Raw genomic sequence first — 25,017 nt, 5'->3', positions numbered from 1 at the left:
AGTATGCTTATAGAAGCGCGGCGAGCTCATCCTGACTATCTGGTTCACCATGGATCAGGTGGATTTGCTCGGGGGGAGGCTGAATGCCGTGCACAAAGTTGACTAAGTCGGTTTGGTCAGCATGGGCTGAGTAGCCCGATAGGGTATGAATTTGGGCTTGAACGTTTATTGCTTCGTTGTCTATCCAAACTTGCTTTTTTCCTTGTTGAAGCTCACGCCCTAGGGTGTGTTGGGCTTGGTAGCCGGCCAGAATAACGTCCGTGCGCGGGTCAGGGAGTAATGCATTCAAATAGTTCATGATCCGCCCGCCTTGGCACATACCAGAAGCGGCCACCACAATAGCGGGTTCTCCGGTCTGTTTGAGGCGATTCACTAGCGCTTGGTGTTGGCTGTGTGCATCAATGGTAATGCATTGGTCAAACGCTAACGGATGGCGGTGTTGATTCAGTTTAGCGTTGGCTTCTTTACTCCACAATTTTTTGAAGTGGCGATATTGGCGCGTGACCTGTTGGGCCATGGGTGAGTCGAGAATGATAGGAATCGCATTATCTAGCTGCTTTTGATAAATCAGCTGTTCGATATCAAAGAGCAATTCTTGGGTACGGCCGACACTGAACGCGGGGATCAGTATCGCGCCTCCATCTTGCAATGAATGCTGAATAATTGCCTCGAGCCGCTGTGAACGCGTCGCGACGGATTGATGTGTTTTGTCTCCATAAGTGGATTCGAGATAGAGAATGTCTGCGCGCGCAGGCGGTTTAGGATCGGGTAATAGCGGTGTATTGCTTGGGCCTAAATCTCCTGAGAACACCACGCGCCGCTCATCAGGCAGTTTTAACTCCACATACGCTGAACCCAAAATGTGCCCGGCGGGTTGAAGGCGCAAATAGGTCGCTGACTGCCCTTTTTGCTTTGGTTTTAGTCGGTGCCAAGTATTATAAGGTAGGTAAACAATCAACTGGCTCATACGCTCTAGTATCCGCTGGCGATCGCCATGGCGCATGTTCAATTGCAGTTTTAACGTATCATCAATCAACAGTGGCACCAGTGCCGCCGTCGCTTCGGTGCAGTAAATGGGTCCAGAAAACCCCGCCGCCAGTAACCAAGGCAGCAAGCCGCAGTGGTCAATATGCGCATGGGTAAGAATAAGCGCATCGATACCCTTGCCATTGAGGTGCACTCTCGCCTCTCGCGCTTCGTCACCTTGGTATTGGCCGCAATCAATCAGCAAGCGTAAACCACTCGGTTTAATATCTAGCTGATGGCATGAGCCCGTCACTGTATGATAACCGCCATGGTGGGTGACGGTGAGCATATCGTTATCGATGGAAGTATTGGGCATAGTGATGTCCTTGGGCGGAAGATCTTAGGCTCCTAGAGCCTAGGGAAAAGAGTACGGATTACGGAAAGAGCAAAAGAAACACTGCGCGTGCGGTCTGCTCTTTCCCGTATTCAATCTTTTATCATCTTATTCATCATTTGTTCTATCAATGGGCTTGGGTGGCCATTGTCGTCGGTAAGAAAGTAAGTATGCCCCCAGCTTGGGTCGAATTGGTCGTTAAAGGTATCGCAGTCGGTTACCGTCACCTTGTGAGCGGGCAACACATCAAGGTTTTCTGGCCCTGTCATCCCTAGGCGCCGAGTGATCGTGTGATGACGCATATTGACAACTTTGGAGGCAGCCATGGCTAAATCGTCTGCGGCATAATAAATGTGGACTTGTTTAGCCGCATCCAGCACAGATCTGCCCGGCTGCTGAGGTTCTAAGGCTTGATTATCAACATCCGCCGCCACCATAAAAATATGTCGGAACCATTGTGGCATGGTATCCAGCCCCGCGTGTTGATGCCAATGGTGAAAGGTACTGATTAAGGTTCGGTTTCCCATAGAATGCGCCAGTATATTCATACGTCGCTTGCAGGGGCTCGCTTGTTGTTCTGGAGCGCGACGCCATTCATCAAACATCGCCAGTAAGCGACTAAAAGCCAGACCAGACGCCGTGGCCGCCAGTTGATCGTCCCAGTAATCATCAATCATGCCGAGCCGACCATCGTCATCACAGGGCCAGATGATCGGTACGACCATAATGGCGTTGGGTGCAATTCTGTCAAATTGAACCTGAAGCGTGTGGGCCATCGGAAAAACATGACGCTCCATGTGATTGTTATAGCCATGAAGTAAAAAGAGGATCTGGGTTTGGGTGGGTAAGGCTTTTAATCTCGCCATAAACGGCGCCGCTGTCAGCTCTTGATATTCACCCTGTCCCGCGCGCTGGCAAAAATACACCCATTTCGATATATCGGTGTTTTGATGATCAAAACTCAACCAACGGCTGGCCTCACTTTTCGGTCCCTGTTCAGGAATACGGCTGGTGATAAATAACATAGCATCATCGACGGATTATGAATGTACAGTGAGGATACGTAAGGTCGATGGTTAAGTTGTATGGTGTTAAGAGAGTTTTGCGAGGGAGAAGACGGAAAGAGAGGAAGATCCTAAGGTCCTAGGGAAAGATTACGGAATACTTAACAGCTTTAAGTGCCAGCTCAGGTAGATAAAGTCCCTAGGGCCTAGGATCCTAGATCCTAGGAACTTCTTTGCGTTTACCTCAATCCTCGCCAAACAGATCGCGCGTATAGACTTTGCTTGCTACGTCTCGAATTTCATCGACCATCCGGTTGGCAACAATCACATCCGCGCGCTGTTTAAAGCTGTCCAGATCAGTGATCACTTCGGAGTTAAAAAAGCGTTGCTCTTCAAGTACAGGTTCATAAACGATAACTTCAATCCCTTTCGCTTTAATGCGCTTCATAATTCCTTGGATCGCCGAGGCGCGGAAGTTATCTGACCCTGCTTTCATCACTAAACGGTATACACCGACTACCGCCGGCTTTTTAGCAATAATGGCATTGGCAATAAAGTCTTTGCGAGTCGTGTTCGCATCGACAATCGCTTGAATAATATTGTTGGGCACATCTTGGTAGTTAGCCAGCAATTGGCGGGTATCTTTTGGCAGGCAGTAACCGCCGTAGCCAAACGAGGGGTTGTTGTAGTGATCGCCAATGCGTGGGTCGAGTCCGACGCCTTCAATGATTTGCTTTGCATCTAAACCATGAGACTCGGCATAACTATCTAACTCATTAAAGTATGCAACGCGCATCGCTAGGTAGGTATTGGAAAAAAGTTTGACCGCTTCCGCCTCGGTGGAGTGCGTGAATAGTACCGGGATATCTGTTTTGATGGCTCCTTGTTGCAGTAAGCTGGCAAAAGTGCGCGCACGATCTGAGTCTTCACCCACAATGATGCGTGAAGGATAAAGATTGTCGTAGAGCGCTTTGCCTTCACGTAAGAACTCCGGCGAGAAGAGGATATTATCGCAACCAAATTTTGCTTTAATCCCTGCTGTGTAGCCGACCGGAACAGTGGATTTGATCACCATCACCGCATCCGGATTAACCGCCATCACATCCTGAATAACCGCCTCAACTGAGCTGGTGTTAAAATAGTTGGTTTCGGGGTCGTAGTCAGTGGGTGTTGCGATCACAACAAAATCAGCGTCTTGATAGGCCTGTTTTTTATCTAGCGTAGCGACAAAATCGAGCGGTTTTTCTTTCAGAAAACGCTCGATCTCCGCGTCTACAATCGGCGACTGCTTGTTATTCAACAGGTTGACCTTCTCTTCTACGATATCAAGGGCAACCACTTGGTTGTGTTGCGCCAGTAGCATGGCATTCGACAACCCGACGTAACCTGTTCCTGCAACGGCAATTTTCATTGGATTTTCCTTAAGTAAGGTTTAGGAGAATCATTCCTTTTTCAGGATAAGAGCCTGATATCAGAGCAAGGAGTGGACCAGTCATCACTCTCTTTCGGCTACAAATGAAATAACGCTTCTTAACTTGTACGGTCTCCTGTTCCCTTACCAAACGCTGTACTGATAATGTAGAAAAAGTAGTGTTTCAATGACAAGGTCGTGAGCATTTTCTTGTCCCACTGAGCAAGTTTTTGGGGGTCAGACATATCGATGCCATTAATCTGCGCTAACCCCGTAATTCCTGGCCTAACATCAAAAATTCCGTTTTTTTCACGCGCTTCAATCAATTCAGTTTGATTGAACAGACATGGTCGCGGACCAACTAGGCTCATATCTCCTCGTAGTACATTGATTAGCTGGGGTAACTCGTCCAGTTTTGTTCGGCGCAAAAAACGCCCTAGCGGCGTTACGTCTGTTGAACTAACAAGATGCGTTGCCATGGATCGTGTATGAATCGGCATCGTTCTGAACTTAACTAGCGTAAACGGCTGCTGGTTTCTCCCGACTCGAATTTGTTTAAAGATAGGGGCCCCAGTATCAAAATATCCCAAAATCGCTATCACCATAATGACAGGCCATAGAAAAAGTAAGCCCGCGAATGCAAAAATAACATCGAGTAAACGTATCACAAAAAGTACCTTGTAGTGTGTAGTCAGCTTTTACGTGGTTAAGATTTTGTCGCGAGATAATCGCTCACCGTTTTATTTATCCCTTGTTCAAAGGTATAAGTCGGCCGCCAGTTAAGTTGGCTCATGGTCTTATTGATATCGACCTGTAAACTACCACATAATCGCTGCGATACCTCTGACCTATTAATTCCTTTCGCCACATAAATAAGTATCCAAGTTGGAATTGGCAGTAAACACGGGCGTCGCCCCATTGCATGGGCAACAGTTTGAAGTAACCGAGTTACCGATACATCCTCATTGTCAGAAGCTAAGAACACTTTCCCCACTGCACTCGGGTGAACACAGCACGTCATTATCAATTCAGCCAGATTATCAACATAGATCATACTTCTTTTGTTATGAATGGCTCCCAGAGGAAGAGGAAGGCGGCGCTCTATCCACTTTATCATGGTCAGAAAGTTAGCTTTGACGCCGGGGCCATAAACCAATGGTGGTCGCACAATAACCACCTCTAGGCCGGTTTGTCGCGCAATTTCAAACAACGCCTGTTCTGCTTCATATTTACTAATGCCGTACGGATCTTGTGGGTTGGGCTTATCTTCGGCATAAAACGGCTGATCTGGCGATGTTGATTCACCGTTCACCTTAATCGAGCTTATAAATACAAAACGTTTTACACCGCCAGCGGCGGCTTGCTGCGCTAAGTGCCGGGTTCCTTCAGTGTTAATTGAACGGTACGCTGCTAGTACGTCAGCCGGGTTTTCATGCATATGATGTACACGCGCAGCGCAGTGAACGACACAATCTACACCATCAAAAGCACCTACCCAATTAGTGTCAGCATTAATTGAATCTACCCAAAAAGTGCTGTCTTGTTTGCACTTCTGATTTATTTGCGTCAGATCTGACTTCTTACGCATCACGTTACATACTGTATGGCCTTGCTTTGTCGCTAAGCCACAGACTGTTTTGCCAACAAAGCCACTGCTTCCTGTAATCAATAATTTCATCTGTGATATGCCTCACATAAACTAGGCAAAAATAATACCAACACGCTGAGCTCTTAGGCTAGAATCATATCGTAAATCTGCGTAATTGACTGTTAAGCCAACCAAATTGGTGATGCCAAACACTTTCTTATGACCCAAATAACCTGAATGGTTGCGAATGTTCACCCCTATAAAGTTACTGCTCAACGCCAGCCGACGTAAAAAACGCTTTGTAACTGCGACTTATGACGTCATTGCGGTAACGGTTTCTATTTATCTTGCGATTTTCTTCCGTCTTGGCACCACAACCTTTGCGTTTGGTATCGAAGAGGTCACCTCTTTTTTCGCCACGATCCTCGCCACTGTGTTTTGCTTTATCAGGCTCGGCATGTACCGGGCTGTATTAAGGTACATGACCTTACCAGCCATTGGTCACATTTTCCTTTCCGTTACCTTGTCGGCGATTACGTTAGCGCTAAGCGGCTTCTTTTTTCAGTCTTTTATCCCGCGCAGCGTGCCTTTTATCTATGCCGGTATTGCCATTCTCACTCTCGGTGGGCCAAGGATTTTGTTCCGCATACTTTATGAGCAATATTATAAACGCAGTAAACCCAATGTTTTTATTTATGGTGCAGGTGCAACAGGCAGAGACCTCGCGTATGCGTTGATCCAAGGCAATGAATACCACCCGGCGGCTATCCTCGACGACGACAGCGCGAAGGTAGGCCAAATAATGTACGGTATTCGCGTGTACCATCCATCAGAATTCGATGGACTACGCTCTCTCTATCAGCCCGTTAAGCTGCTGCTCGCGATTAATAACGTGACTAAAAGTGAGCGGCTACAATTACTTGAAAAGCTTGCTCATTGGCCTATTGAAATCCAATCAGTGCCTTCAGTTGAAGATATTGCTGCTGGCAAAGGCACTGTGAGTGACATTAGAGATCTTGATATTGCTGATTTATTAGGCCGCGCACCGGTTGAGCCCGATCCTGCTCTGTTGGCCAAACAGATCACCAATAAAAATGTGCTAGTAACCGGGGCCGGTGGCTCAATTGGTCTAGAAATATGTCAGCAAGCGCTGAAGCTAAAGCCTGCCAAGCTAGTCCTTTTTGAATTAAATGAATACAACCTCTACCGTGCTCATCAGATACTGTCGAAAATGTGCGTCAATTTACAGCTAGATGTGAAACTCGTCGCCGCACTGGGATCAGTGCAAAGAGAGAACCGACTCGATAATTTGATGGGCAAACACGAGATCAATACGGTTTATCATACCGCGGCCTACAAGCATGTGCCTTTGGTTGAAGATAACATCGTGGAAGGAATACGTAACAACGTCTTTGGTACCTTAGCATGTGCCAACGCGGCCATCGCAAATCAAGTAGAGAGCTTTACGCTTATTTCTACTGATAAAGCGGTACGACCCACGAATATCATGGGCGCTAGTAAGCGTCTCGCCGAACTCGTGCTCCAAGCTCTCGCTGATAGGCAAAGTAATACGACGTTTACCATGGTTCGTTTCGGGAATGTGTTAGGATCCTCCGGCTCTGTCGTGCCTTTGTTTAAATCACAAATTCGTGCTGGCGGTCCCGTTACAGTGACACACCCAGATATTACCCGCTACTTTATGTTGATCCCCGAGGCGGCTCAGCTTGTGATCCAAGCCAGTGCAATTGGTCACAATGGCCAGGTATTTGTTCTCGACATGGGCGAGCCCGTAAAAATTCTCGATTTGGCCAAGCGCATGATTCACTTAATGGGCCTGCGTGAAAAAACACCAAACATGGTTGACGGTGACATTGAAATCCAGTTTACAGGGTTAAGGCCCGGTGAGAAGCTATATGAAGAGTTGTTGATTGGCGATAACGTTGAAGGGACAGGTCATGAGAAAATCATGACGGCGAGTGAAGAAAAGCTATCGTGGACTGAAATGACACAATTATTGGACGAGTTAGACCGTTGTTGCCATCATTTTGATGTTGAGTGCATTACTCGCCTTCTGCTTGAAGCGCCTACAGGGTATCAGTTGAATCTTAATAACCAGATGATTAAACAATGAATTTATTTATATCTGTTATTAACCATGGTCATGATAGTATGATCGCCACCAACCCGACGCTAGGCTTACTCGCTAAACAATTTAACGTTATTATTAAGTCCAACACTCCTGCATCAGACACGCTTTCACACTACTGCGAAAGTCATGGTATTGTCTTGCTCCAAGGTAGCAAACCAAAGGGGTTTGGCGCTAATAACAATGATGTTTTTAGCTACGTAAAAGCGCACTTAAGTCCACGGCCTGAAGACTATTTTTTGGCTTTAAACCCAGATGTTGAGATCTCAACAGAAAGCGTGTCTGACTTGATATCACAAGCAATTGAATACCAAGCAGACATTTCAGCGATCAATCTCTTTACCGACAAGTCGTTCAATACTTACGATCGATCCATTCGCCGTTATCCGAGCCTGTTATCGCCACTCAAGTCTTTAATCGGATTACCGAGAAATGATGTGTACGACAAAAGCAGCATAAACAAACCGACAAAGATAGAATGGGCAGCCGGCTCTTTTCTCCTTTTTGCAGTTAAGAGCTTTGAATTATTACATGGATTTGATGAGAACTACTTCATGTACTTTGAAGATGCTGATATTTGTACTCGCGCAAATAGAAACGGCTTTAGTGTCTATTATTTTCCAAACATCAAAGCCGTTCATTATGCCTCTCATCAAAACCGAAGGTTGTTTTCGAAACACTTTATTTGGTACTGGAAGAGTTCACTCAGGTATCAAATACGGCTGCGTTCGGGAGCTTGATAAAAGACACTTTCAGTTTTTGTGAAAGATACCATCTCTTACACCCCGAAAAAGAGATTTGAGATGTCCGATCTTCTCGTCAGTAACGACCACGAGAAAAGCCTGATGCAAAATAGAAAAAACGACCTCTCTTAAGCTCGTCAGTTTGGGCACGTGCGAGTACCTCAGTAGGAAAAATGAGTTTCGGATCCGATAGTAACGCCTGGCTGCCGAATGCACAGGAACACACCACCTCAAAAACTTAAAATTGTTAGCGCCGATTTCATGCTCCATCACTAAGCTTGGTTCCACCAGTATCAGATATCCTAGCTTACGCGCTCTTAAGCACCATTCTGTATCGACATAATCGATAAATAAAGCCTCATCCATCAAGCCTACTCGGTTGAGAGTCCTCTTTTTCACTGTCATTCCCGATGAAATGATACAAGACGCTTCCGTGGGGTAAGCATATTGACTAGGTAAAAGCTTTTGTCTTAGACCTAAGTGATTTAATCTTATGACCGGGTATTCAAATTTAGACACACGATTGTAAAAGCAGGGGCCGAGTATAAGTGCGCTGCCATAGTCGCACTCTAGCTTCTGATACGTTTCTTCAAGTTGCTTCAAATAATCGTCATTAATCGATGAGTCTTGATCAAAGAATACTACAAGCTCATCGGCATCGACTTGTAGATGGTTAATCGCGATATTTTGTGCCTCGGCAATGCCAAGATTGGCCTCCAGCCGAATAAGCTCCACTCGTTCGAAGGATTGACAAACCTCGGCAAGCTCTTTGGCATTTTCACTGCCATTATCAACTACTATTAGGTGGTTGCCATTTGACTGACAAGCCCTCAATAAGGACCGGGCACTAGGCAGATCGGGTTGAAAGGTTATAATGATTGATGTGATTTTCAAAAAACGTCCCTAATCTATAGAAAACATATGTAATTCTATTTACTAAACCTAAAAGTTTAAATTCTCACCTAACACAGTCGTATAAAGAAGGTATAAAGCCACGTATAATACATTAACACTCCCGTAACGAAAGGCTTCCCAGTACGGTCGCCAGTTAGTCTTGGCCCATCACACACATCATTCCCTTGCGTTGGATACCGGCTTTGAAACTCTTCTCTTTCTTTAATAAATTTAAAACCATTTTCCTCATGCATGCAAATACTTCTGTTCGGTCATCAACCTTAATTCAGCAAGCGTCTTCTTTTATTCCTACATAGAGTTTCCAGTGCATTGAGGCGTTGATTCCTAAATCATTGAACTTATCATCCGAGCCGCGATCAGATCATCAACGCCTCAAACAGGTCACAGATGATGAGCAAAGCCAAGTACAAAATCAGCAATTGGAAGCAATACAATCAAGCATTGATTAACCGTGGTTCGATTACCTTTTGGGTTGATGACACCGCTATCCAGACTTGGCACTGCAAAGAGCATCATGGAAAACGAGGCAGAGGCTTTACGTTTACCGATGGTGCCATTGAAACAGCGCTGATGGTTAAAGGTATTTTCAAGCTCAATCTTCGTACCCTTCAAGGCTTTCTCGACTCGATATTTGGGCTGATGGATGTACCGCTAAAATCGCCGTCATACAGTTGTGCCAGTAAACTGGCGAAGACGGTTGAGGTTAACTACCGATTACCCAGTCGTGGGCCCGTTGCTCACGTCGTCATTGATGCCACCGGTTTAAAAGTGTTCGGCGAGGGAGAGTGTAAAATGCGCAAACATGGCAAGGAAAAACGCCGTGTTTGGTGCAAGCTGCATCTCGCGTTTGACGACAGTACACATGAAGTGATTTCTGTCGGCGACAATGAAGCCCTACTGACAATACTCAACCCGTTGCGCCGAAAAATCGCCCAAGTCAGCGCTGACAGTGCTTACGAAACGAAAGCCTGTCATCAGGTGCTCAAGAAAGAAGGCATCAAACCGACCATTCCACCGCGCAGCAATGCGGGCTACTGGGAGGACGGCCACCCTCGCAATGCAGCCGTCAGCGCCTTGAAATCGAGTAACTTAGAAGACTGGAAACAGGAAGAGGGTTATCACCGACGCTATCTATCAGAAACAGGCATGTCCCGATACAAAGCGTTAATCAGCCCTAAGCTGATCCTACTCAACTATGATGCCCAAGTTGGCGAAGAATTGGCCAACGTGAAAGCAATAAACAAAGTCATAAAACTTGGTATGCCTGTTAGTTACCGAATTGACAGAGGGAAGCAATCCCATTGGGATCAGTGCGTTAGGTGAATGATTTGATCAACAACGCCCTATTAAACTGTACCGAAAATAAACAACAAATTGTTCCTATGCTTCCACTTATTTTCATTAACCAACCTAGCATAACGCACAATTTTTTGAAATTAGTGACAACTTGATCACTAAATCGCCAGTCCAAGCATAATACAAATATTAATGAATTTTTTTCTGTCCGATCAATTCTAAAAAAGAACTGATTTATTGATTTCAAAATAGTCATAATCCGACTCGATGTCCAACCTAATCGCACTAATGTTTTTATTTTTTTTAGTCAAGAAGTAGTTAAGGTCTATTAAGTAAGCTCCTGATGTGATGTTTATTTCAAAACTATTCCTCTCGCTGTAAGGTTCTCGGCTACTTTTGAAATATATTTTCACCTTATTCTTTATATCATTTGGGAAACTCATATCAAGAAGTAGCTTATTATTTTTTGCCGACAAACCATCTTCTAAAGCTAAAGACACATAGGGATCAAAATTATCTACCACCCCATACATTTGACCAGAATGAATGACATTATTGAGAGCAATTACTTTTAAATTACTATCTATCTCTAGTGGAAATTCTAACTTTTTCATTAACAAATCAGATATATCATTTCTAAGATACAAATCGCCCAATGTATTTTTATATGATTCTTTCAAAATGTTTTGAAGGCAACTTGGCGCATAACTATCCCAATCATACACTCCCCACACTTTCCATTTGTCAAGAGCGATTGCCTTAGGACGGTTTACTAAAATATCTTTACAAATATCATTACTAATACCTAAAACAGGGTTTTCTTCATACTTCTGTTGCCAAGGCAAATAGAAAAAATGTGCTGACGCTGGTAGTCTATCTGACATTATATAAAGATGGTTAGAGAAAGAATGAAAGAGAACTTTATCTTCAGGGTTTGTGATTTTCTTAACCAGTTCAGCATATCGATTAAACTCAGGGAGCGGGTTGTTTGGCCTGTGATATGCCATATAGATATGGTAAAAAATAAATAGAAATATAGTTACAGGGACTAGAACTATCCTTTTAGTTAAAAGGATAGAAAGGTAATGCGGAATAACGCTAAGAAAAATAGCTAATGTAGCATAAATATAGGGCACTCCGTGAAAACTAATAGGATTCGCTCTTATTAGTAAACTACATAAGCCAGCCAAAACAAACAATACTCTTAAAATACTTTTTTTGTTGATCACTAATAAAGACACAAGGCAAGGTATAAATATAATAGCCCCTTCTATTGAACCAACAGTATAGCGCAGCGCATTTCCAATAAGCTGTACAAATGATTGTCCTCCATTATATAAAGGAAGCACCTTTGCATTTAGGTAAAAGTGATATGCAAAGTAACCACTTAATGACGTTGTCAAAAGAATAAAAACAGCTGAAATTATAACTCCTAGAGAAAATCCAACAATGGCGTAACGTTTTTGTTCTTTTTTAGTAATCGCCATAGCGCTTAGAATTGATATAGGAACATAAGTTACAGCCAAAAAAGGTAACAATGCGATTAAACAGCAACTGATAACCAAATTAACATTTGATATTTCGTTACCTTTCAGTATAGGTAACAAAGAAAAATAGAATACGGAAAAAAGAATAAGACCACACAACGTTTGATATTGGTGAACGCTAGCCAGTACCTCAGGCCCCCACCCCCATATAATGGCAGAAAACCCTAGTATCGTTATTAGCTTTTCGATATATTCTCTCTTAGAATCTAGGAAAATAAAAAGCAAAATAAGAAACTGGAGGCTGTAAATCACCACTCGGTAACCTTCAATGCTAGCGTTACCAAACTGCTCAATAAAATATCCAAAGAAGAATGTCATAGGGCCGTGGTGATTAAAGATTTCAGAATATAAAGTTTGGCCACTAGCCATCATTTTTGCGGCGACGATTGTCTCTGCCTCATCGCCCCAAAGTCTATAATCAATAAGATTACTACAAGCCCACAAGGAAACTGACATTATAAGTATAAAAGCCAACCAAGGGACAAATTTATAGCTGTCAGTTTTGTCTATTACTTTATACATCAAACTTACCCCTGCACGTATCAATAAGGGTTTTAATCACTGATATATTTCCTTTTATAGGTGATATTTTAGTGGGCACTTTTCCTTCCGGATAAGCTCTCGAAACCGGAATTTCAATGCATTTATACCCATTTTTAGCCGCGTTAATGGCCAAGTAATAATGATACTCATAGCTCTTAAAGACATCTCTAAACACAGCCATATCGTCTGCAAGAAGTAATTTTCGACTATATGCTCTAAATCCATTCGTCGTATCAGTATACTTAAATCCAGACACATAACGAATCAATGGTGCGTGCAATAGCTTCAGACCTATAAGTCTAGATATTGGGGTATTAATAGCCTTTCCACCAGGAATGAACCTAGAACCTTGAACATGATCATATCCTTCTTCTAACCTTTCAATAAAGTCGTTAATATTCTCAACGCTGTCTTTATTGTTACCATCAATAACAACAACCCCTTTATAGCCACGCTCCATCGCCCAGGAAAAAGCGATCCTCATCTGTGTACCAAGCTTTCCTGCTTCTTTTTTTAAAAGCAACGTATTAACCGCCTTTGATTTGAGTGTTTGCTCCGTCGTAGATTCATCGGTGCTACCACCGTCAGATATAACAATATCTGCACTAAGGCTGAGTTTAGTCATTTTATCTAGTTGTCTATGCAACTTCTCGCCTTCATTAATAACAAAGACTACAACACAGTAATCGTGAATTTTTTCTTCACTAAATACGATTTCATAACTCGGCACTTCATAACACTTAGGCTTAATCATTATTTATCTCTTCCTGTTTGAGACAAGTTAATGTTTGTTTGAACAGAGTCATCAATTACATTCTGTCTGTTTTCATTAATCATAACAGAGCTATTTTTCTCAAATACGACGTTATACTCTTTATGTTCACTTCTATCATCTAGTAAACGTGCTAAATATTCGCCAAAAAAAGATAGCATAGTGAATAACAGCATAAACAGAAGCGACATAAATACAACGATTGTCGTCCAACCTTCAGCTACCTGATTGTGAAAAATATTTATTAATAACGAATAGAGTGAAAACATTAGTGATAATCCACTTCCCAGAATACCAACAGCGCTCATCCATCGAAGAGGTTTAGTAGAATTAAAAACCATATGATGAAATGTCTCAGCAAGGCCCTGCGAAACAGTTCTTCTCTTCACTTCGTCCTGTGAGATATCGTAATTTAGGGCGCCGATAGAATAGCCAGTATTTGCCATTCTCATATGAAGTTTGCAATAAAATCTACCTGACTCTGTAATTGCATTTACCGCACGTCGACTAAGGCAAAACGAACCAGTAGAATTACTGGGCAACGTATACCCTATAGATTTAAGCAGCCGATTACTTAAAATTCTTAGGCATCGATAAGAGACCGATGTTATTTTTGTGGATGTTCCAATAACAATATCAGTTCCAAGTCGCCCCATCTCAACGAATTTTTCAATAAGTTCTTTTTTATCCGTCTCGACATTGAGTACGACGACAAAATCGCCAATTGCGTTCTCGATACCAGCGGCTAATGCCACGTCATTGGAAACTTTTTGAGCGAGCCTTAGATATCTAATGGATTGATAAGTCGAAAGAAGCTTGTCCATCTCATTTTCAGTTGCATCACTAGACTTTTGGTCTATTACTACAATCTCATAGTCGGAATATCGCATATCCAAATAGGGCGAGACTTCTTCTATTAGATTTCTTAGTTTTTCTACGCAGTTATCTGCCACAAATACAACAGATACAAATAATTCACTTTTTGTCATTGATCTAATCCAAGTTCTATAATTTTTTGAATTGCATCATATACATTATCGATTTTTCCACCTAGGACACAATGTAATCCCGGCATTAGATAGTTTTCTTTAAATAGAATAGGTCTTGAGTCGTCAGTATCACTTCTTGGAAGAATCGTTTTTACTTCCCAGAGTGATTCTTTGTATTCAAGCTCTCCTAATATCGGGATATACCTTTTCGCGTCCAATTGCATTTTACGCCAAGCCGTCTCTTTTTTTACTTTAGTAAAATGATCATGAGCGTTTAGGTACGTATCATCACTATCAGTCCATTCATAATGAGGCGTATAGCGGACATGGCTAAACGAATACGCATTTTTGGATGGGAATGGCATGGTAGAAAAGAAAGGACCACACATTATTGTGATTGCAATATCTTTAATCTCATCGGGCACATCTACAATACACATTTCTGTCATTTCATGTCGGAGAGGAATGACAGACAGATCAGAGTTATGAAGTACAGCGTTTAACATTGAATATGTACAATTAAAAACTTGCTTTGCTGATAGGTTAAACTGATCGCCATCATTTTCTAAAGTGAGATTAATTCTAGAGTGGTTCTTACAGTACTCTATAGCCTTAGCTTCATGACTTAATAAAATTTCAACATTCTTATCTTTTAGACGGTATTGCATGGTTTTCTTTAGAGAATGAGCATTAAATACAAACTCTTTAGTTTTAAATACGCCTTGGACTAGTTTTGGGTTAGTTAATGCTCTAATATGATTTGGTGCAGGATCACAAGGGGCACCAATCCTTTCACAAAACTTCTGAAACTGGTGAGGCGTCACTTTCCCCAATTGATTGGAAATCATATAGTACTTGTCAAAGTCGCTATCTATACAATCTTCAAACTCATCTACAAACCGAGGAAATGATATACGCGATCTCAGCGCTGTTAAAATACTTCTAGGATAATGATAGCCATTATGGACACGAGCTTGATTGACATACGAAGCTCGTTGCATCAAGTCAGAGTCTTTTTCAATAACAATAACTGATTTTCCTAATTTAGCGAAAAATTCTGAGATGTATAACCCAAAGAATCCTCCACCGATAATTGCAATGTCTACTTTTTTTTCCATTTTACTTCATTGTCAAAACGACAACGCCTACTAATATAAGTCCTATCCCCAGCATGCTAGAGATAGCTAGTTTTTCTCCAAACGCCACTACAGATATTAAGGAAACAAGAGCAATTGAACCACTCGTCAATACAGGATGCGCGATGTTTAAAGGAAGATAATGAAGCGCTGCAGCATATAAAACAAAAGCCAGTCCATATAAAGCAACCCCTGCAAGCAAAGGTACATTCGTCAATATCGATAATGGGTCATTGACACTTAGCTTTCTCAAGGGAGAAGAAACAGCCATTTTAATCAATGCACTTGCTGAAGCATTCGAAGTCACACCCAATATTAAGATCAACCATTTCATAATTTAGCCTTGATAAAGTTCAGTCACATAACGAATACTTTTCTCTATATCATCTAACATGCTATCGCTCCCTTTGGTTAACATTTCAATTGTGATCGGCATATTAGGGAAATACCTCTTAATCAAGGGTGCAAGACGCTCTTGATACAGATTATTTTGATAAACTGGTACTAGATCAGGTTCACTTATATGTATATGCCCAATGTAAGTTTTAACTCTTTGTAATGTTTCTTCTTGAACTTCTTCGTTGATACACATTGCCCCAGTGTCTAGTTGCATCTTAATGTTTTCATGATCGACAGCCATTACAATATCAGCAGTTTCAATACTGGTTGTCATAAAGTTTGCGTTATAACGCGAAGGATTGGGCTCTAAGCAAAAAGTCACATTGTGTCTTTTCGCTATATCTCCTAGCCGTCGAAAGAAACTAACTGCGGTGTCGTGAATATCCTGTTTTCCTAAGCCAGAGCAATCTCTATTTCTTGGGGAGCCAAACACTAATAAACGCGCACCTAACTCATCACCAATGGCACAAATACGCTCTAAATGTGAAAGCATCCGCTCTTGCGTCACGGTATCACTGAACACGTTTAATCCCTCTGTACCGAAGAGTAGAGACTGCATTCCTAGAGGACGGATATCCTTTGATAACCAAAAATCTCTTACTCGGCGAACTTCAACCATATTGAGAAGATGCTTTGTATCAACGTACTTAGAAGGCGCAATATCAACATATGATACATTACACTGAGACAATAAGTCTCTTACTTGAGCATCATGCTCCGTTTGCCAAGCGATGTTGGAAATTGATATTTCGGTCATGATTTAGTTACCTGCTCTGATTGTGCATAGGCTCTGATAGCTAACAAGACTTCTTTTTTAGAGTATTGATACTTTTTGTGTGATGAATAAACGTCCCCATAGAGCGTCTGAAAGTCGTAGTTAGCTGGTTGAGATATAACTTCATTGTCAAAAGTCATATTAAACGCTTCTTGAGCGACTTCTTTGACGGAGATAGGTTCAGATGTGAGATGAACGAGACGCAAGTTGGCACTAAGAGCAATTTTAATATCACTCCACAGGTTGACCATTGGATAAAATTGGAAAACACCGCGACTATCGATAGCATTGATGTTGTTATTATTCAAGAAATCGTAAACAATATTCTTTTTTAAATTAGGCCCAACTAATCCCGGTAGCCTTATTATCAAGTAGTCATCAAAGTTATCTCTTACAAAGTTTTCTAATCGATAACGATTTAAACCATATGGATGCAAACCGTGAGTTTCAACGTGCGTTTTTTCATCGACGCCATTTGCATCACTAAACACATCTACAGTACTGATCAGGATGATTTTTTTGCATCTAGCCTGCTTCAAGCAATCAATGAGTAAGTCGATTGATTGTTGGTCTTTCTCTGGCTCTTTATTTGCCAGCCATTTTACTGCAGGTGCACCTGAGCACACGATGGTATCAAAGCATCTACCTTTGATGTCACTGATATTGGTTGAACGGTAGAAGTCTGTGAACGCGGTTTGTTTGATAAGCGTCTGTCCAACAAATCCGGTGTACCCAATCAGGGCTCGCGTATCGATTATCATAATTAATCCTTTGCTAATGAAAAGCTGTCATGACGTAAGGTTACGTTGTATGAAGGGTCAGATATGAGAAGGTTACTCCAAGTTGTTTTTATATAGCAAACCACCGGAAATGTACCAACATCCTCGTCATGAAAGGGACGGCCAGCACGGCCGCCATCTAGTCTTGGTCCATCCATCACCCACATCATTCACTTGTATTGAATGCTGGCTTTGAAACTCTTATCTCACTTTAATACATTCAAAACCATTTTCCTTATTTGTAACCCTCCCTGTTTTAGTGGCACTCTAAATTAGAGTTTTTCCTACTTTCATGCCTTGCTAAATACTCCCAAGGGGTCAGATCATCGAGTGAGTCATGAGGGCGTTCATCGTTGTATTCCTTCATCCATTTTTCTGTCAGGTCTCGAACTTCACTCAAGGTTTTGAACACGTACATGTTGAGCATTTCTGTCCGATAAGTTCGGTTAAATCGCTCTATATGTTCTCCGTTGGTTTGCCTGGGCGAATAAATTCCAACTCAACTGCGTTCTCTTCCGCCCATTCAGCCAGCGTGGTCGAGATGAATTCAGGGCCATTATCCATGCGCAGCTTACTGGGGTACCCTCGCCAAGCAATAATGCGTTCTAGCACCCTTATAATGCGTGGTGCTGGCAGATTGAGATCTACTTCAATCGCTAGCACCTCACGGTTGAAATCGTCCACGACATTGAACGTACGAAAGCGCCTGCCGCAGAGCAAAGAGTCACTCATGAAATCGATAGACCAGCAACTGTTGATCGACTCTGGACATGCCAGTGGTGCTGGATTTCGTTTTGGTAGGCGCTTTTTTCCCTTGCGCCGTAGGTTTAGCTTGAGCGAACAGTACACTCGATGGACTCGTTTATGATTCCACCGGTGTCCCCAGCGCCTAAGTACTTTAAATAATTTGCCAAAACCGTAGGCAGGATAACGCTCTGCTGCGTCCTGCAACGTCGCGATAACCTCATCATCCCGATGCGGATCTGGTCGGTAACGATAGACTGAGTCGCTAATGCCAACTACGCGGCAGGCCATTCGCAAACTGACCTGATAGTGTTTGCGAGCGTAATCGACAAGCTCGCGCTTAACCGCTGGCCCTACAGCTTTTTTTCCAGAATATCTTTAACGATACGGTGCTCAAGGCTTAGGTCGGCAAACATTTGCTTGAGCCTCCGATTCTCATCCTCAAGCTCTTTACGCCGTTTAACATCTGACGCTTCCATCCCACCATACTTGGACTTCCAGTTGTAGTATGTCGCATCAGAGATGCCATATTCGCGACAGACTTCGTTGACCTTTCGGCCTGCTTCGACTTCCTTCAAGATCTTTACGATTTGTGTTTCTGTGTAGCGTGATTTTTTCATCATGCGTTCTCCGTTTGTTTCAGTGTAAACGGAAAACCTCTAATTGCTAATGACCAGTTTTTTTGTGGAGGGTTACACTGAAATCTACAACTGAGGGGTTCATAGCTGAAATCCCTTCTATTTTATGGATTCTATCAAATCTTTAATGAATCCAAACTCATTTTTTTCGGAGGAAAAAATATTTTTCTCGCAAACAATGGGTTTGTGTTTATTATACATGCCACACAAAGTAATTAGTGCTTTAGATATTTCTCTAGGTTCAAGCGAATTCAAACTTGTAACGTTGGAAACAGCCTCATTTAGATCTTTATTAGCGTACGTGTTGGTTATTACATCCACACCAAACATTGCCATTTCAAGAGGAGGGTAACTCGGGTGGGGGGATAACATTAGGGATAGTCCAATAGAAGATTCAGCAAGTAAATCAGCGTATTGTTCTAAAGACAGCTTTCCGACAGACTCGACAGCTAGTCCATTCCCTAATAGTATCGGATCATGCATTTCACCTGCGGAATACACCTTCCAATTTATTGAGTCTTCATACTCATCCGACCAGCACTGCAGAGATTGCACGAGCAAAGAAAACAGGTTTCGCTCTACACTAGGCCTACCATACACGATAATTTGTTTCTTCTTTTTGACGCCCTTCAGTTGACGCTGCAACCGACTTAATTCTGGGTTTAGTTTGGGATCAAAAAAGAACGAATTTTCAAACTTAAACCCTTTTTTATCGAAAAAATCTTTAAGAATTCTAGTGTTGAATACAGGAATTGTTTTGTCTGGGTTTCGATATGTTGATTCAGCAAGTGCATAACGTGTTGACCACGGGTAAAAGCCCGGCTCAAAATCCTGAATAAGATAGATTAGCTTACGTGACTTTTCTAGTTCATAAAAATTTAATTGCCAATCAATAAATGTAAAAGCATTTACAGTCGTCCACCAAGCAGTTGTGACAAAAATATCATCGACTGAAATAGCAAGTGGCTTACCGGCTCTGTCACCAGCAACAATAATACTATTTCCAAGTACATCTTCGGAACCGACATCTAAAACCGGCCAATCTGAATAAAACTGACCTAACTTTAATGAAGTTGAGGCCTCGTCAGTAATAATGATTCTGCAACAAGGAAAATACTGGCTAAGTTGTTCATAAAAGCGTAGTGCCGTGGCGATCCCGCCAAAAACGTATTTCTCTGATAGAGCAGGTACTAACAAGTTCACGCGAAGTCCTTTAATATGACTTTGGGTTAGTTCAAAAGGAGTAATTTCAGGTATACTAACGTCTACTCCTTGACTTATTTCACTTCGTATTTCACTATGAGCTCGCTTGGCTAAATTATATATATATTTGTTATTTAGGAGACGTTTTACTAGCCAATCAATCATAATTTAACCTTTGGAGTAGATTGCATTATATCCAGATTCGGGTTGAAAAAAGGGTCTAATTTTTGAGTCCTGTATGGCTCATATTTGATTTTTGAGAGTTCAAAATCATTTTCTGGAACAAAGGATGTTCGGCTCTTTGATTCTAAGTGGTAGAGTTCAGCTTGTGGAAGATATACATTTTGATAACCCTTTTTATATGCACGAATACAAAGCTCTACATCACTTCCACAAATGATAAACTCCTCGTCAAACCGGCCCAATGTTTCGAATTTGTGTCTTTCAATTGCCTGACATGCACCCGTGACCGCTAAAACGTTTCTGGTAAGGACTGGCGAGACGAAAGGACCAACTCTGTGAAGAGCCTCTTCTCCTTTAAAGACATGATCAGCCCATCCACCCATACCCACAACCACACCTGCATGTTGAATTGTGTCATCCTCGTATCTTAACAGTGGTCCTACTACCGCGACATCAGGGAGTTGCGCCCAGGAAATCAAAGATTCTAACCAGTCCTCTGAGATAACAATTGTGTCATTATTAAGAAAAACAAACAGGTCGCCGTCAGCGGCTTCTACTCCAACGTTGTTAACTCTCGACCAGTTGAAGGCAGAGTCATATCTAACAACTATGTAATTAAACTCCGCTTGAATATAATCAAGATAGCAGAGTGTTGACTTCTCTACTGACCCATTGTCTACAATTATAACTTCATAGTTATTCCAGGTGGTTTTTTCCTTGATACTGTCTAGAAGTTTCTGCAATAACTCTACCTTGTCTCTAATTGGTATGATTATAGAAACCTTCGTATTATCTCGAATAGGAAATTTAGGCTGATACGTAAAAAAGTCATTACCATCATGCACATCAATATCATCGAGCCCGTATTTCCTAATAAAATGATTATTTAACGCTTTTTTCCCTGTTTCATGGGCATAAGGCTTGCTACTAGCGTTCACGGCCGTAGAGTCTGGATGTTCACGCCAATGATACAAAACACGTGGGATATGTACAATTTGTTCTGTGTGCTCACTTATCTTTAATAGCAGATCATAGTCTTGAGCCCCCTCAAGACCCAAGGTAAATCCCCCTACATTCTGCAACATGTTTCGTGAGATACAAACCATATGACCAATGTAGTTTTGGCTATATAGTAAGTGTGGAGACCAATCAGGTTTGAAAAAAGGTGAACACCTAACACCATCAGAGGTGATATGATCTTCATCGCTATATATTATGTCTAAATTTTTATTATTTCTAATTTCACCATAAATAAACATCAGCGCATGAGGATGTAGTTCATCATCATGATCAAGTAATACTATATAATCACCAGATGTCATATCTAATGCTTTGTTACTCGCTGATGAAATATGTCCATTAGTTTCACAATGCTTTACTCTAACTCGACTGTCACGAGATCTAAACTCTTCAAGTATTTGTTCAACGTGTGGTTCTGTTGACGCGTCATTAACAATACAGAGTTCCCAATTTTTATAAGATTGATCTAATACTGAGTTTAAGCAGCTATCGAGAAATTTATGACTAGGATTATATACAGGAAGTATTATACTAATAAGAGGAGGATGTTCTGAGTTGAGACTCTTCGCTATACAACTCGCTTCCTTATCCAAACTAACTTCCTCAGTTGAAAGCCACGTTTGGTACTGCAGGTGCGTATCCAAAGATAGATCTATAAATTTCAACCGCTCGTTTATCTTAGCGATAAAAGAAACAAGGCCTTCTTTCCTCAGATTAGTGAAAGCAACTGCCATTCGTTCTTTACTAGCGTTTCGCTTTAATATATTCAAGAGTAATAATAGTTTTTTGTTAGCCCTGTGTCGTATTGCATTTTTAATAGAACCAATATCACCTTTGACTAAATACCCGAAAAACCTAAGTGGTGATGTAATCTTCCAAGATTTTGAATTAGTTAACAATAGGTATTGACCTTTAACACTATTAAGACTCTCCCGCAATTCGATAACTTCTAGATTAAGTTTATTTTTCTCTGAGTTTTTTTTCTCAAGCTCTTTTTCTAAATTTAGCTTGGAGTGAACAATATTTTCTAGTGATCCACATAGCTCTTTGGCTATGATTGATTCACTTTTTCTTCGAGTATCATTTTCTGAAAACAAAATTGACGAATTCAATTTATCAGAACTATTACCAAAGACCCAAAAAGATCTATAGCATGATTTCCCTGTGTCATTAAGATAAAGGTGGCGATTATACTGCTCATCCATCATGCTACATAGTTTTCTCAACTCTGGCTCAGCTTCTTTGATAAAGTGAAGTTTCGTCATAGACTCCCACAACTGAAGTTGGCCGTGTTCTAAACGAGTAAACGGTATATTATGTTCTGAAGCAATTTTGTTTATGGACTCGACTGTAGGTAAGCCTTGTTCTAAATGCTCTTTCAACCACACATAATCTAAACCTAGAAGATTCCTAAATGTTTGGTTCACATCAAGTTCAATAGCTGGTGTGAGACCATTATCAATAGGGCAACATAAGATAAAAGCTTTTCGTGATACTCGTACACATTCGCAGATAAAAGCTTCACGAACCGCATTAGGAACATGCTCGATAACATCAGTAGAAACTACGAAGTCGAACTCACTATCTTGAAATGGTAGCTTTGTAGCATCCGCTTGGATAAATTGTATACCTTCAGCTACATTTTGCTGTTCTATATCGCTAAATATTATCTCTGACTCGGGAAGAAATACGCGTAAGTTGCAATGCGCATTAGCACCAACCTCTAATACTTTAATCTCTTTTTTATCTTTTAAAGAATGTATAATTTTTCTAACAGTTTCATACCTTTGAAACTGATCAAATGGCAGCTTAAATCTATTCATTAAATTAATTTCCACTCATGCTTGATATATACCAAGCCTTCATTATTATAATCGTCAAAAACAGTAAACTCTTGCACTGAGGTTAAAAAGTCTAAACTAACTAATCCTTGATCTGTGAAAATTCCCACATCAAAAGTATATGAACCAGGTAAAAGAGGAAGCGAAGGTATTACATATTGTAAGTGATACCTCCCTTTTTTATATGGTATTTCAAACTTATCTAGGCATGTGTTGGGACCAAATACATAAGTCCGGTCAGATGTATAGATTGCCGCACCAACTAACAAACCATTAATTTCTTCATCAATAACTTCATATTCAATAGATAATCTCAACGTAGCCCCTAGGTGAAACTCCTTCGACTCTAACCGTGTAGCCAAGATCCTTGCTGGTAGAGTAAGATGACCTTCCTCATTTTCCTGAACTGGGATATTTTTTCTAGCCATATGATCTTTGTACATATCACAGACTTTGGATGAAGATCCTTGTTGGACTAACTTACCACCATCAAGCCAGATAGCCTTATTACAGAACCGTTTTACTTGTTCCGGAGAATGAGAAACAAAGAGAATCGTCGTTCCCTTTTCTTTTAGACTTTGCATATATTGTATACACTTCATCTGAAAACGAATATCACCTACAGCCAGCGCTTCATCTACGATAAGTATCTCAGGGTCTGTATGTACAGCAACGGCAAATGCCAATCTTACATACATTCCGGAAGAGTATGTTTTCACTGGTCTATGAATAAAGTCACCGATCTCAGCAAACTTAAGGATATCATCATATTTTTCTTTTATTTCTTTGGTTGATAACCCCAATATAGCTGCACTCATAAACACATTTTCTTTACCAGTAAATTCTGGATTGAATCCAGCACCTAACTCTAGAAGCGCGGCAATACGACCATCAGTCTTGACATCACCACTCGTAGGGGTGAGTACCCCAGTAATAATTTGAAGAAGTGTTGATTTACCAGCACCATTGTGCCCCAAGACCCCAACGGAGTCGCCCTTGTTTACAGAAAACGATACGTCACTCAGTGCAGAAAATTCTTTATATAGCTGTTTTCCATTTCTACAGATCATTTGTAGCAGTCTGTCACGAGGTTTTGAGTAGATTTGGTACGATTTCGTTAAATGATCGATCTTGATAGCAAGTTCTTTACAAGACATCAGCAAAGCCTTTTCTTGTTTTCTGAAAAAAAGCGTATCCAACAAAAAGTGTAGCCATACCCAATATGCCTGATATCGTTAAGCTTCCAATACTAGGAACATTGCCAAATATGATTAATTCTCTAGCTTCTTCTATAAAATATGCGAGTGGGTTTAAACTTAGGTAGGGCTGTAAACTTCGTGGTAGTGCAGAGAGAGGAAAAAACAAAGGTGATGTAAACATCAGGACTGTCGTAGCAATGCTCATTAATTGCCCTAAATCACGAAGATAAACACCAGCAGCAGCAAGAATCCACATGACTCCGATCAAACAGAACGCGTAAGGCAGCAACAGGAAAGGCAATGCAAGTATCGTTGGTGGTATGTACCCGATTATGAGTAGTTGAGCGAGCAATAAAATAGTAAAACTAATCAGTGCATGAAACAGCGCATTTAATAACACGACCCATGGTATAATCTCGAGTGGAAAAATGATCTTCTTTACATAATTTGTATTCGCTATCATTAAACTAGGAGCGCGGTTTATGCATTCCGCAAAAATATTGAAAATTATCATTCCTGCGAATAATATTATTGCAAACTCTCCTCTACCTCCTCCTAAATCGGCTCCCCACTTTGCTTTGAATACAACAGAGAACACAAAAGTGTAAACAATCAACATTAACAACGGATTAAAAAAAGACCAAGCAAGCCCAATCATAGAGCCTTTATATCGGCTAATAATTTCTCGATAAGTCATTTTTAAAATCAAGTGTTTATTATACCACGTACTACTAAGCATAGAGCGTATGGTAACTGGGTGGTAGTTTTTATTACTCATAAATATAC

At 41.3% G+C, this 25,017-nt stretch carries 20 protein-coding genes and 1 pseudogene; 3 read left to right on the top strand and 18 right to left on the bottom strand.

Going from position 1 to position 25,017, the window contains the following annotated elements; genetic code table 11:
• Window positions 1-7 precede the first annotated feature (7 nt).
• The 5 genes from E8E00_RS04290 to E8E00_RS04270 all read right to left on the bottom strand — a co-directional run bounded on the left by E8E00_RS04290 (window position 8) and on the right by E8E00_RS04270 (window position 5,453).
• Window positions 8-1,342 (bottom strand): MBL fold metallo-hydrolase RNA specificity domain-containing protein, encoded by a 1,335-nt coding sequence (locus tag E8E00_RS04290; RefSeq protein WP_240531902.1) that lies wholly within the window; start codon window positions 1,340-1,342, stop codon window positions 8-10.
• Window positions 1,343-1,452: 110 nt separating this feature from the next.
• A complete protein-coding gene (locus E8E00_RS04285) occupies window positions 1,453-2,385 on the bottom strand; it encodes an alpha/beta hydrolase (protein WP_096629239.1) in 933 nt (310 codons plus the stop codon).
• A 223-nt stretch (window positions 2,386-2,608) separates the two neighbouring features.
• Window positions 2,609-3,775, bottom strand: coding sequence for a nucleotide sugar dehydrogenase (locus tag E8E00_RS04280; RefSeq protein ID WP_096629242.1), 1,167 nt, complete (start codon window positions 3,773-3,775; stop codon window positions 2,609-2,611).
• 119 nt (window positions 3,776-3,894) lie between these two features.
• Complete coding sequence (locus E8E00_RS04275; RefSeq protein ID WP_096629244.1) at window positions 3,895-4,443, bottom strand: sugar transferase; 549 nt, start codon at window positions 4,441-4,443, stop codon at window positions 3,895-3,897.
• A 38-nt stretch (window positions 4,444-4,481) separates the two neighbouring features.
• The gene (locus tag E8E00_RS04270) at window positions 4,482-5,453 is read right to left on the bottom strand and encodes an SDR family oxidoreductase (protein ID WP_096629246.1); all 972 of its coding nucleotides are present in this window, start codon (window positions 5,451-5,453) and stop codon (window positions 4,482-4,484) included.
• A 157-nt stretch (window positions 5,454-5,610) separates the two neighbouring features.
• Here E8E00_RS04270 and E8E00_RS04265 point away from each other — a divergent pair, with 157 nt between their 5' ends.
• Together E8E00_RS04265 and E8E00_RS04260 are read left to right on the top strand one after the other, a co-directional pair.
• Window positions 5,611-7,494 carry a nucleoside-diphosphate sugar epimerase/dehydratase gene (locus tag E8E00_RS04265; RefSeq protein ID WP_096629249.1) on the top strand — a complete coding sequence of 628 codons (1,884 nt, stop codon included), beginning with the start codon at window positions 5,611-5,613 and terminating at the stop codon, window positions 7,492-7,494.
• Complete coding sequence (locus E8E00_RS04260; protein WP_096629252.1) at window positions 7,491-8,249, top strand: glycosyltransferase family 2 protein; 759 nt, start codon at window positions 7,491-7,493, stop codon at window positions 8,247-8,249. The genes E8E00_RS04265 and E8E00_RS04260 overlap by 4 nt, the downstream gene beginning before the upstream one ends.
• 12 nt (window positions 8,250-8,261) lie before the next feature.
• On the opposite strand, the gene E8E00_RS04255 is transcribed toward E8E00_RS04260, so the two are convergent.
• The gene (locus E8E00_RS04255; RefSeq protein WP_096629255.1) at window positions 8,262-9,146 is read right to left on the bottom strand and encodes a glycosyltransferase family 2 protein; all 885 of its coding nucleotides are present in this window, start codon (window positions 9,144-9,146) and stop codon (window positions 8,262-8,264) included.
• A 411-nt stretch (window positions 9,147-9,557) separates the two neighbouring features.
• Here E8E00_RS04255 and E8E00_RS04250 point away from each other — a divergent pair, with 411 nt between their 5' ends.
• Window positions 9,558-10,490, top strand: a complete 933-nt coding sequence (locus tag E8E00_RS04250) for an IS5 family transposase (RefSeq protein ID WP_096631463.1) — start codon at window positions 9,558-9,560, stop codon at window positions 10,488-10,490.
• Window positions 10,491-10,681: 191 nt separating this feature from the next.
• On the opposite strand, the gene E8E00_RS04245 is transcribed toward E8E00_RS04250, so the two are convergent.
• The 12 genes and pseudogenes from E8E00_RS04245 to E8E00_RS04190 all read right to left on the bottom strand — a co-directional run bounded on the left by E8E00_RS04245 (window position 10,682) and on the right by E8E00_RS04190 (window position 25,009).
• Window positions 10,682-12,532, bottom strand: coding sequence for a hypothetical protein (locus E8E00_RS04245; RefSeq protein WP_096629258.1), 1,851 nt, complete (start codon window positions 12,530-12,532; stop codon window positions 10,682-10,684).
• Window positions 12,525-13,307 (bottom strand): glycosyltransferase family 2 protein, encoded by a 783-nt coding sequence (locus E8E00_RS04240; protein WP_096629260.1) that lies wholly within the window; start codon window positions 13,305-13,307, stop codon window positions 12,525-12,527. The genes E8E00_RS04245 and E8E00_RS04240 overlap by 8 nt, the downstream gene beginning before the upstream one ends.
• Window positions 13,307-14,314: a glycosyltransferase gene (locus tag E8E00_RS04235; RefSeq protein WP_096629262.1), complete on the bottom strand. Its 1,008-nt coding sequence runs from the start codon at window positions 14,312-14,314 to the stop codon at window positions 13,307-13,309. Before E8E00_RS04235 ends, E8E00_RS04240 begins: the two co-directional genes overlap by 1 nt.
• A complete protein-coding gene (locus E8E00_RS04230; protein ID WP_136588356.1) occupies window positions 14,311-15,432 on the bottom strand; it encodes an FAD-dependent oxidoreductase in 1,122 nt (373 codons plus the stop codon). The genes E8E00_RS04235 and E8E00_RS04230 overlap by 4 nt, the downstream gene beginning before the upstream one ends.
• Window position 15,433: 1 nt before the next feature.
• On the bottom strand, window positions 15,434-15,784 hold the full coding sequence (locus E8E00_RS04225) for a multidrug efflux SMR transporter (RefSeq protein WP_077641232.1): 351 nt from the start codon (window positions 15,782-15,784) through the stop codon (window positions 15,434-15,436).
• Between the two features lie 3 nt (window positions 15,785-15,787).
• Window positions 15,788-16,606 (bottom strand): sugar phosphate isomerase/epimerase, encoded by an 819-nt coding sequence (locus E8E00_RS04220; protein ID WP_096629268.1) that lies wholly within the window; start codon window positions 16,604-16,606, stop codon window positions 15,788-15,790.
• A complete protein-coding gene (locus E8E00_RS04215; RefSeq protein ID WP_096629271.1) occupies window positions 16,603-17,385 on the bottom strand; it encodes an NAD(P)-dependent oxidoreductase in 783 nt (260 codons plus the stop codon). The genes E8E00_RS04220 and E8E00_RS04215 overlap by 4 nt, the downstream gene beginning before the upstream one ends.
• Before the next feature lie 274 nt (window positions 17,386-17,659).
• Window positions 17,660-18,767, bottom strand: a pseudogene (locus E8E00_RS04210) (IS3 family transposase).
• Between the two features lie 117 nt (window positions 18,768-18,884).
• Complete coding sequence (locus tag E8E00_RS04205; protein ID WP_096629274.1) at window positions 18,885-20,153, bottom strand: hypothetical protein; 1,269 nt, start codon at window positions 20,151-20,153, stop codon at window positions 18,885-18,887.
• Window positions 20,150-23,014 (bottom strand): glycosyltransferase, encoded by a 2,865-nt coding sequence (locus tag E8E00_RS04200; protein WP_096629276.1) that lies wholly within the window; start codon window positions 23,012-23,014, stop codon window positions 20,150-20,152. The genes E8E00_RS04205 and E8E00_RS04200 overlap by 4 nt, the downstream gene beginning before the upstream one ends.
• Window positions 23,014-24,189 carry an ABC transporter ATP-binding protein gene (locus E8E00_RS04195; protein ID WP_096629279.1) on the bottom strand — a complete coding sequence of 392 codons (1,176 nt, stop codon included), beginning with the start codon at window positions 24,187-24,189 and terminating at the stop codon, window positions 23,014-23,016. The genes E8E00_RS04200 and E8E00_RS04195 overlap by 1 nt, the downstream gene beginning before the upstream one ends.
• Window positions 24,179-25,009: an ABC transporter permease gene (locus E8E00_RS04190; protein ID WP_096629282.1), complete on the bottom strand. Its 831-nt coding sequence runs from the start codon at window positions 25,007-25,009 to the stop codon at window positions 24,179-24,181. Before E8E00_RS04190 ends, E8E00_RS04195 begins: the two co-directional genes overlap by 11 nt.
• Window positions 25,010-25,017 lie beyond the last annotated feature (8 nt).

Origin of the sequence: Salinivibrio sp. YCSC6 (genome assembly GCF_004916735.1) — a bacterium.
GTDB lineage: Bacteria > Pseudomonadota > Gammaproteobacteria > Enterobacterales > Vibrionaceae > Salinivibrio > Salinivibrio proteolyticus.
Note: the sequence above shows the minus strand (reverse complement) of the source record. Positions and strands in the feature narration are given on the sequence as shown.

Bases quoted from the DNA above. Each gene is read 5' to 3' on its own strand.
- E8E00_RS04270 (WP_096629246.1), bottom strand. From the start codon at position 5,453: ATGAAATTATTGATTACAGGAAGCAGTGGCTTTGTTGGCAAAACAGTC.
- E8E00_RS04265 (WP_096629249.1), top strand. From the start codon at position 5,611: ATGTTCACCCCTATAAAGTTACTGCTCAACGCCAGCCGACGTAAAAAA.
- E8E00_RS04205 (WP_096629274.1), bottom strand. From the start codon at position 20,153: ATGATTGATTGGCTAGTAAAACGTCTCCTAAATAACAAATATATATAT.
- E8E00_RS04260 (WP_096629252.1), top strand. From the start codon at position 7,491: ATGAATTTATTTATATCTGTTATTAACCATGGTCATGATAGTATGATC.
- E8E00_RS04235 (WP_096629262.1), bottom strand. From the start codon at position 14,314: ATGACAAAAAGTGAATTATTTGTATCTGTTGTATTTGTGGCAGATAAC.
- E8E00_RS04190 (WP_096629282.1), bottom strand. From the start codon at position 25,009: ATGAGTAATAAAAACTACCACCCAGTTACCATACGCTCTATGCTTAGT.
- E8E00_RS04195 (WP_096629279.1), bottom strand. From the start codon at position 24,189: ATGTCTTGTAAAGAACTTGCTATCAAGATCGATCATTTAACGAAATCG.
- E8E00_RS04225 (WP_077641232.1), bottom strand. From the start codon at position 15,784: ATGAAATGGTTGATCTTAATATTGGGTGTGACTTCGAATGCTTCAGCA.
- E8E00_RS04280 (WP_096629242.1), bottom strand. From the start codon at position 3,775: ATGAAAATTGCCGTTGCAGGAACAGGTTACGTCGGGTTGTCGAATGCC.
- E8E00_RS04290 (WP_240531902.1), bottom strand. From the start codon at position 1,342: ATGCCCAATACTTCCATCGATAACGATATGCTCACCGTCACCCACCAT.
- E8E00_RS04215 (WP_096629271.1), bottom strand. From the start codon at position 17,385: ATGATAATCGATACGCGAGCCCTGATTGGGTACACCGGATTTGTTGGA.
- E8E00_RS04240 (WP_096629260.1), bottom strand. From the start codon at position 13,307: ATGATTAAGCCTAAGTGTTATGAAGTGCCGAGTTATGAAATCGTATTT.
- E8E00_RS04230 (WP_136588356.1), bottom strand. From the start codon at position 15,432: ATGGAAAAAAAAGTAGACATTGCAATTATCGGTGGAGGATTCTTTGGG.
- E8E00_RS04245 (WP_096629258.1), bottom strand. From the start codon at position 12,532: ATGTATAAAGTAATAGACAAAACTGACAGCTATAAATTTGTCCCTTGG.
- E8E00_RS04200 (WP_096629276.1), bottom strand. From the start codon at position 23,014: ATGAATAGATTTAAGCTGCCATTTGATCAGTTTCAAAGGTATGAAACT.
- E8E00_RS04220 (WP_096629268.1), bottom strand. From the start codon at position 16,606: ATGACCGAAATATCAATTTCCAACATCGCTTGGCAAACGGAGCATGAT.
- E8E00_RS04250 (WP_096631463.1), top strand. From the start codon at position 9,558: ATGAGCAAAGCCAAGTACAAAATCAGCAATTGGAAGCAATACAATCAA.
- E8E00_RS04285 (WP_096629239.1), bottom strand. From the start codon at position 2,385: ATGTTATTTATCACCAGCCGTATTCCTGAACAGGGACCGAAAAGTGAG.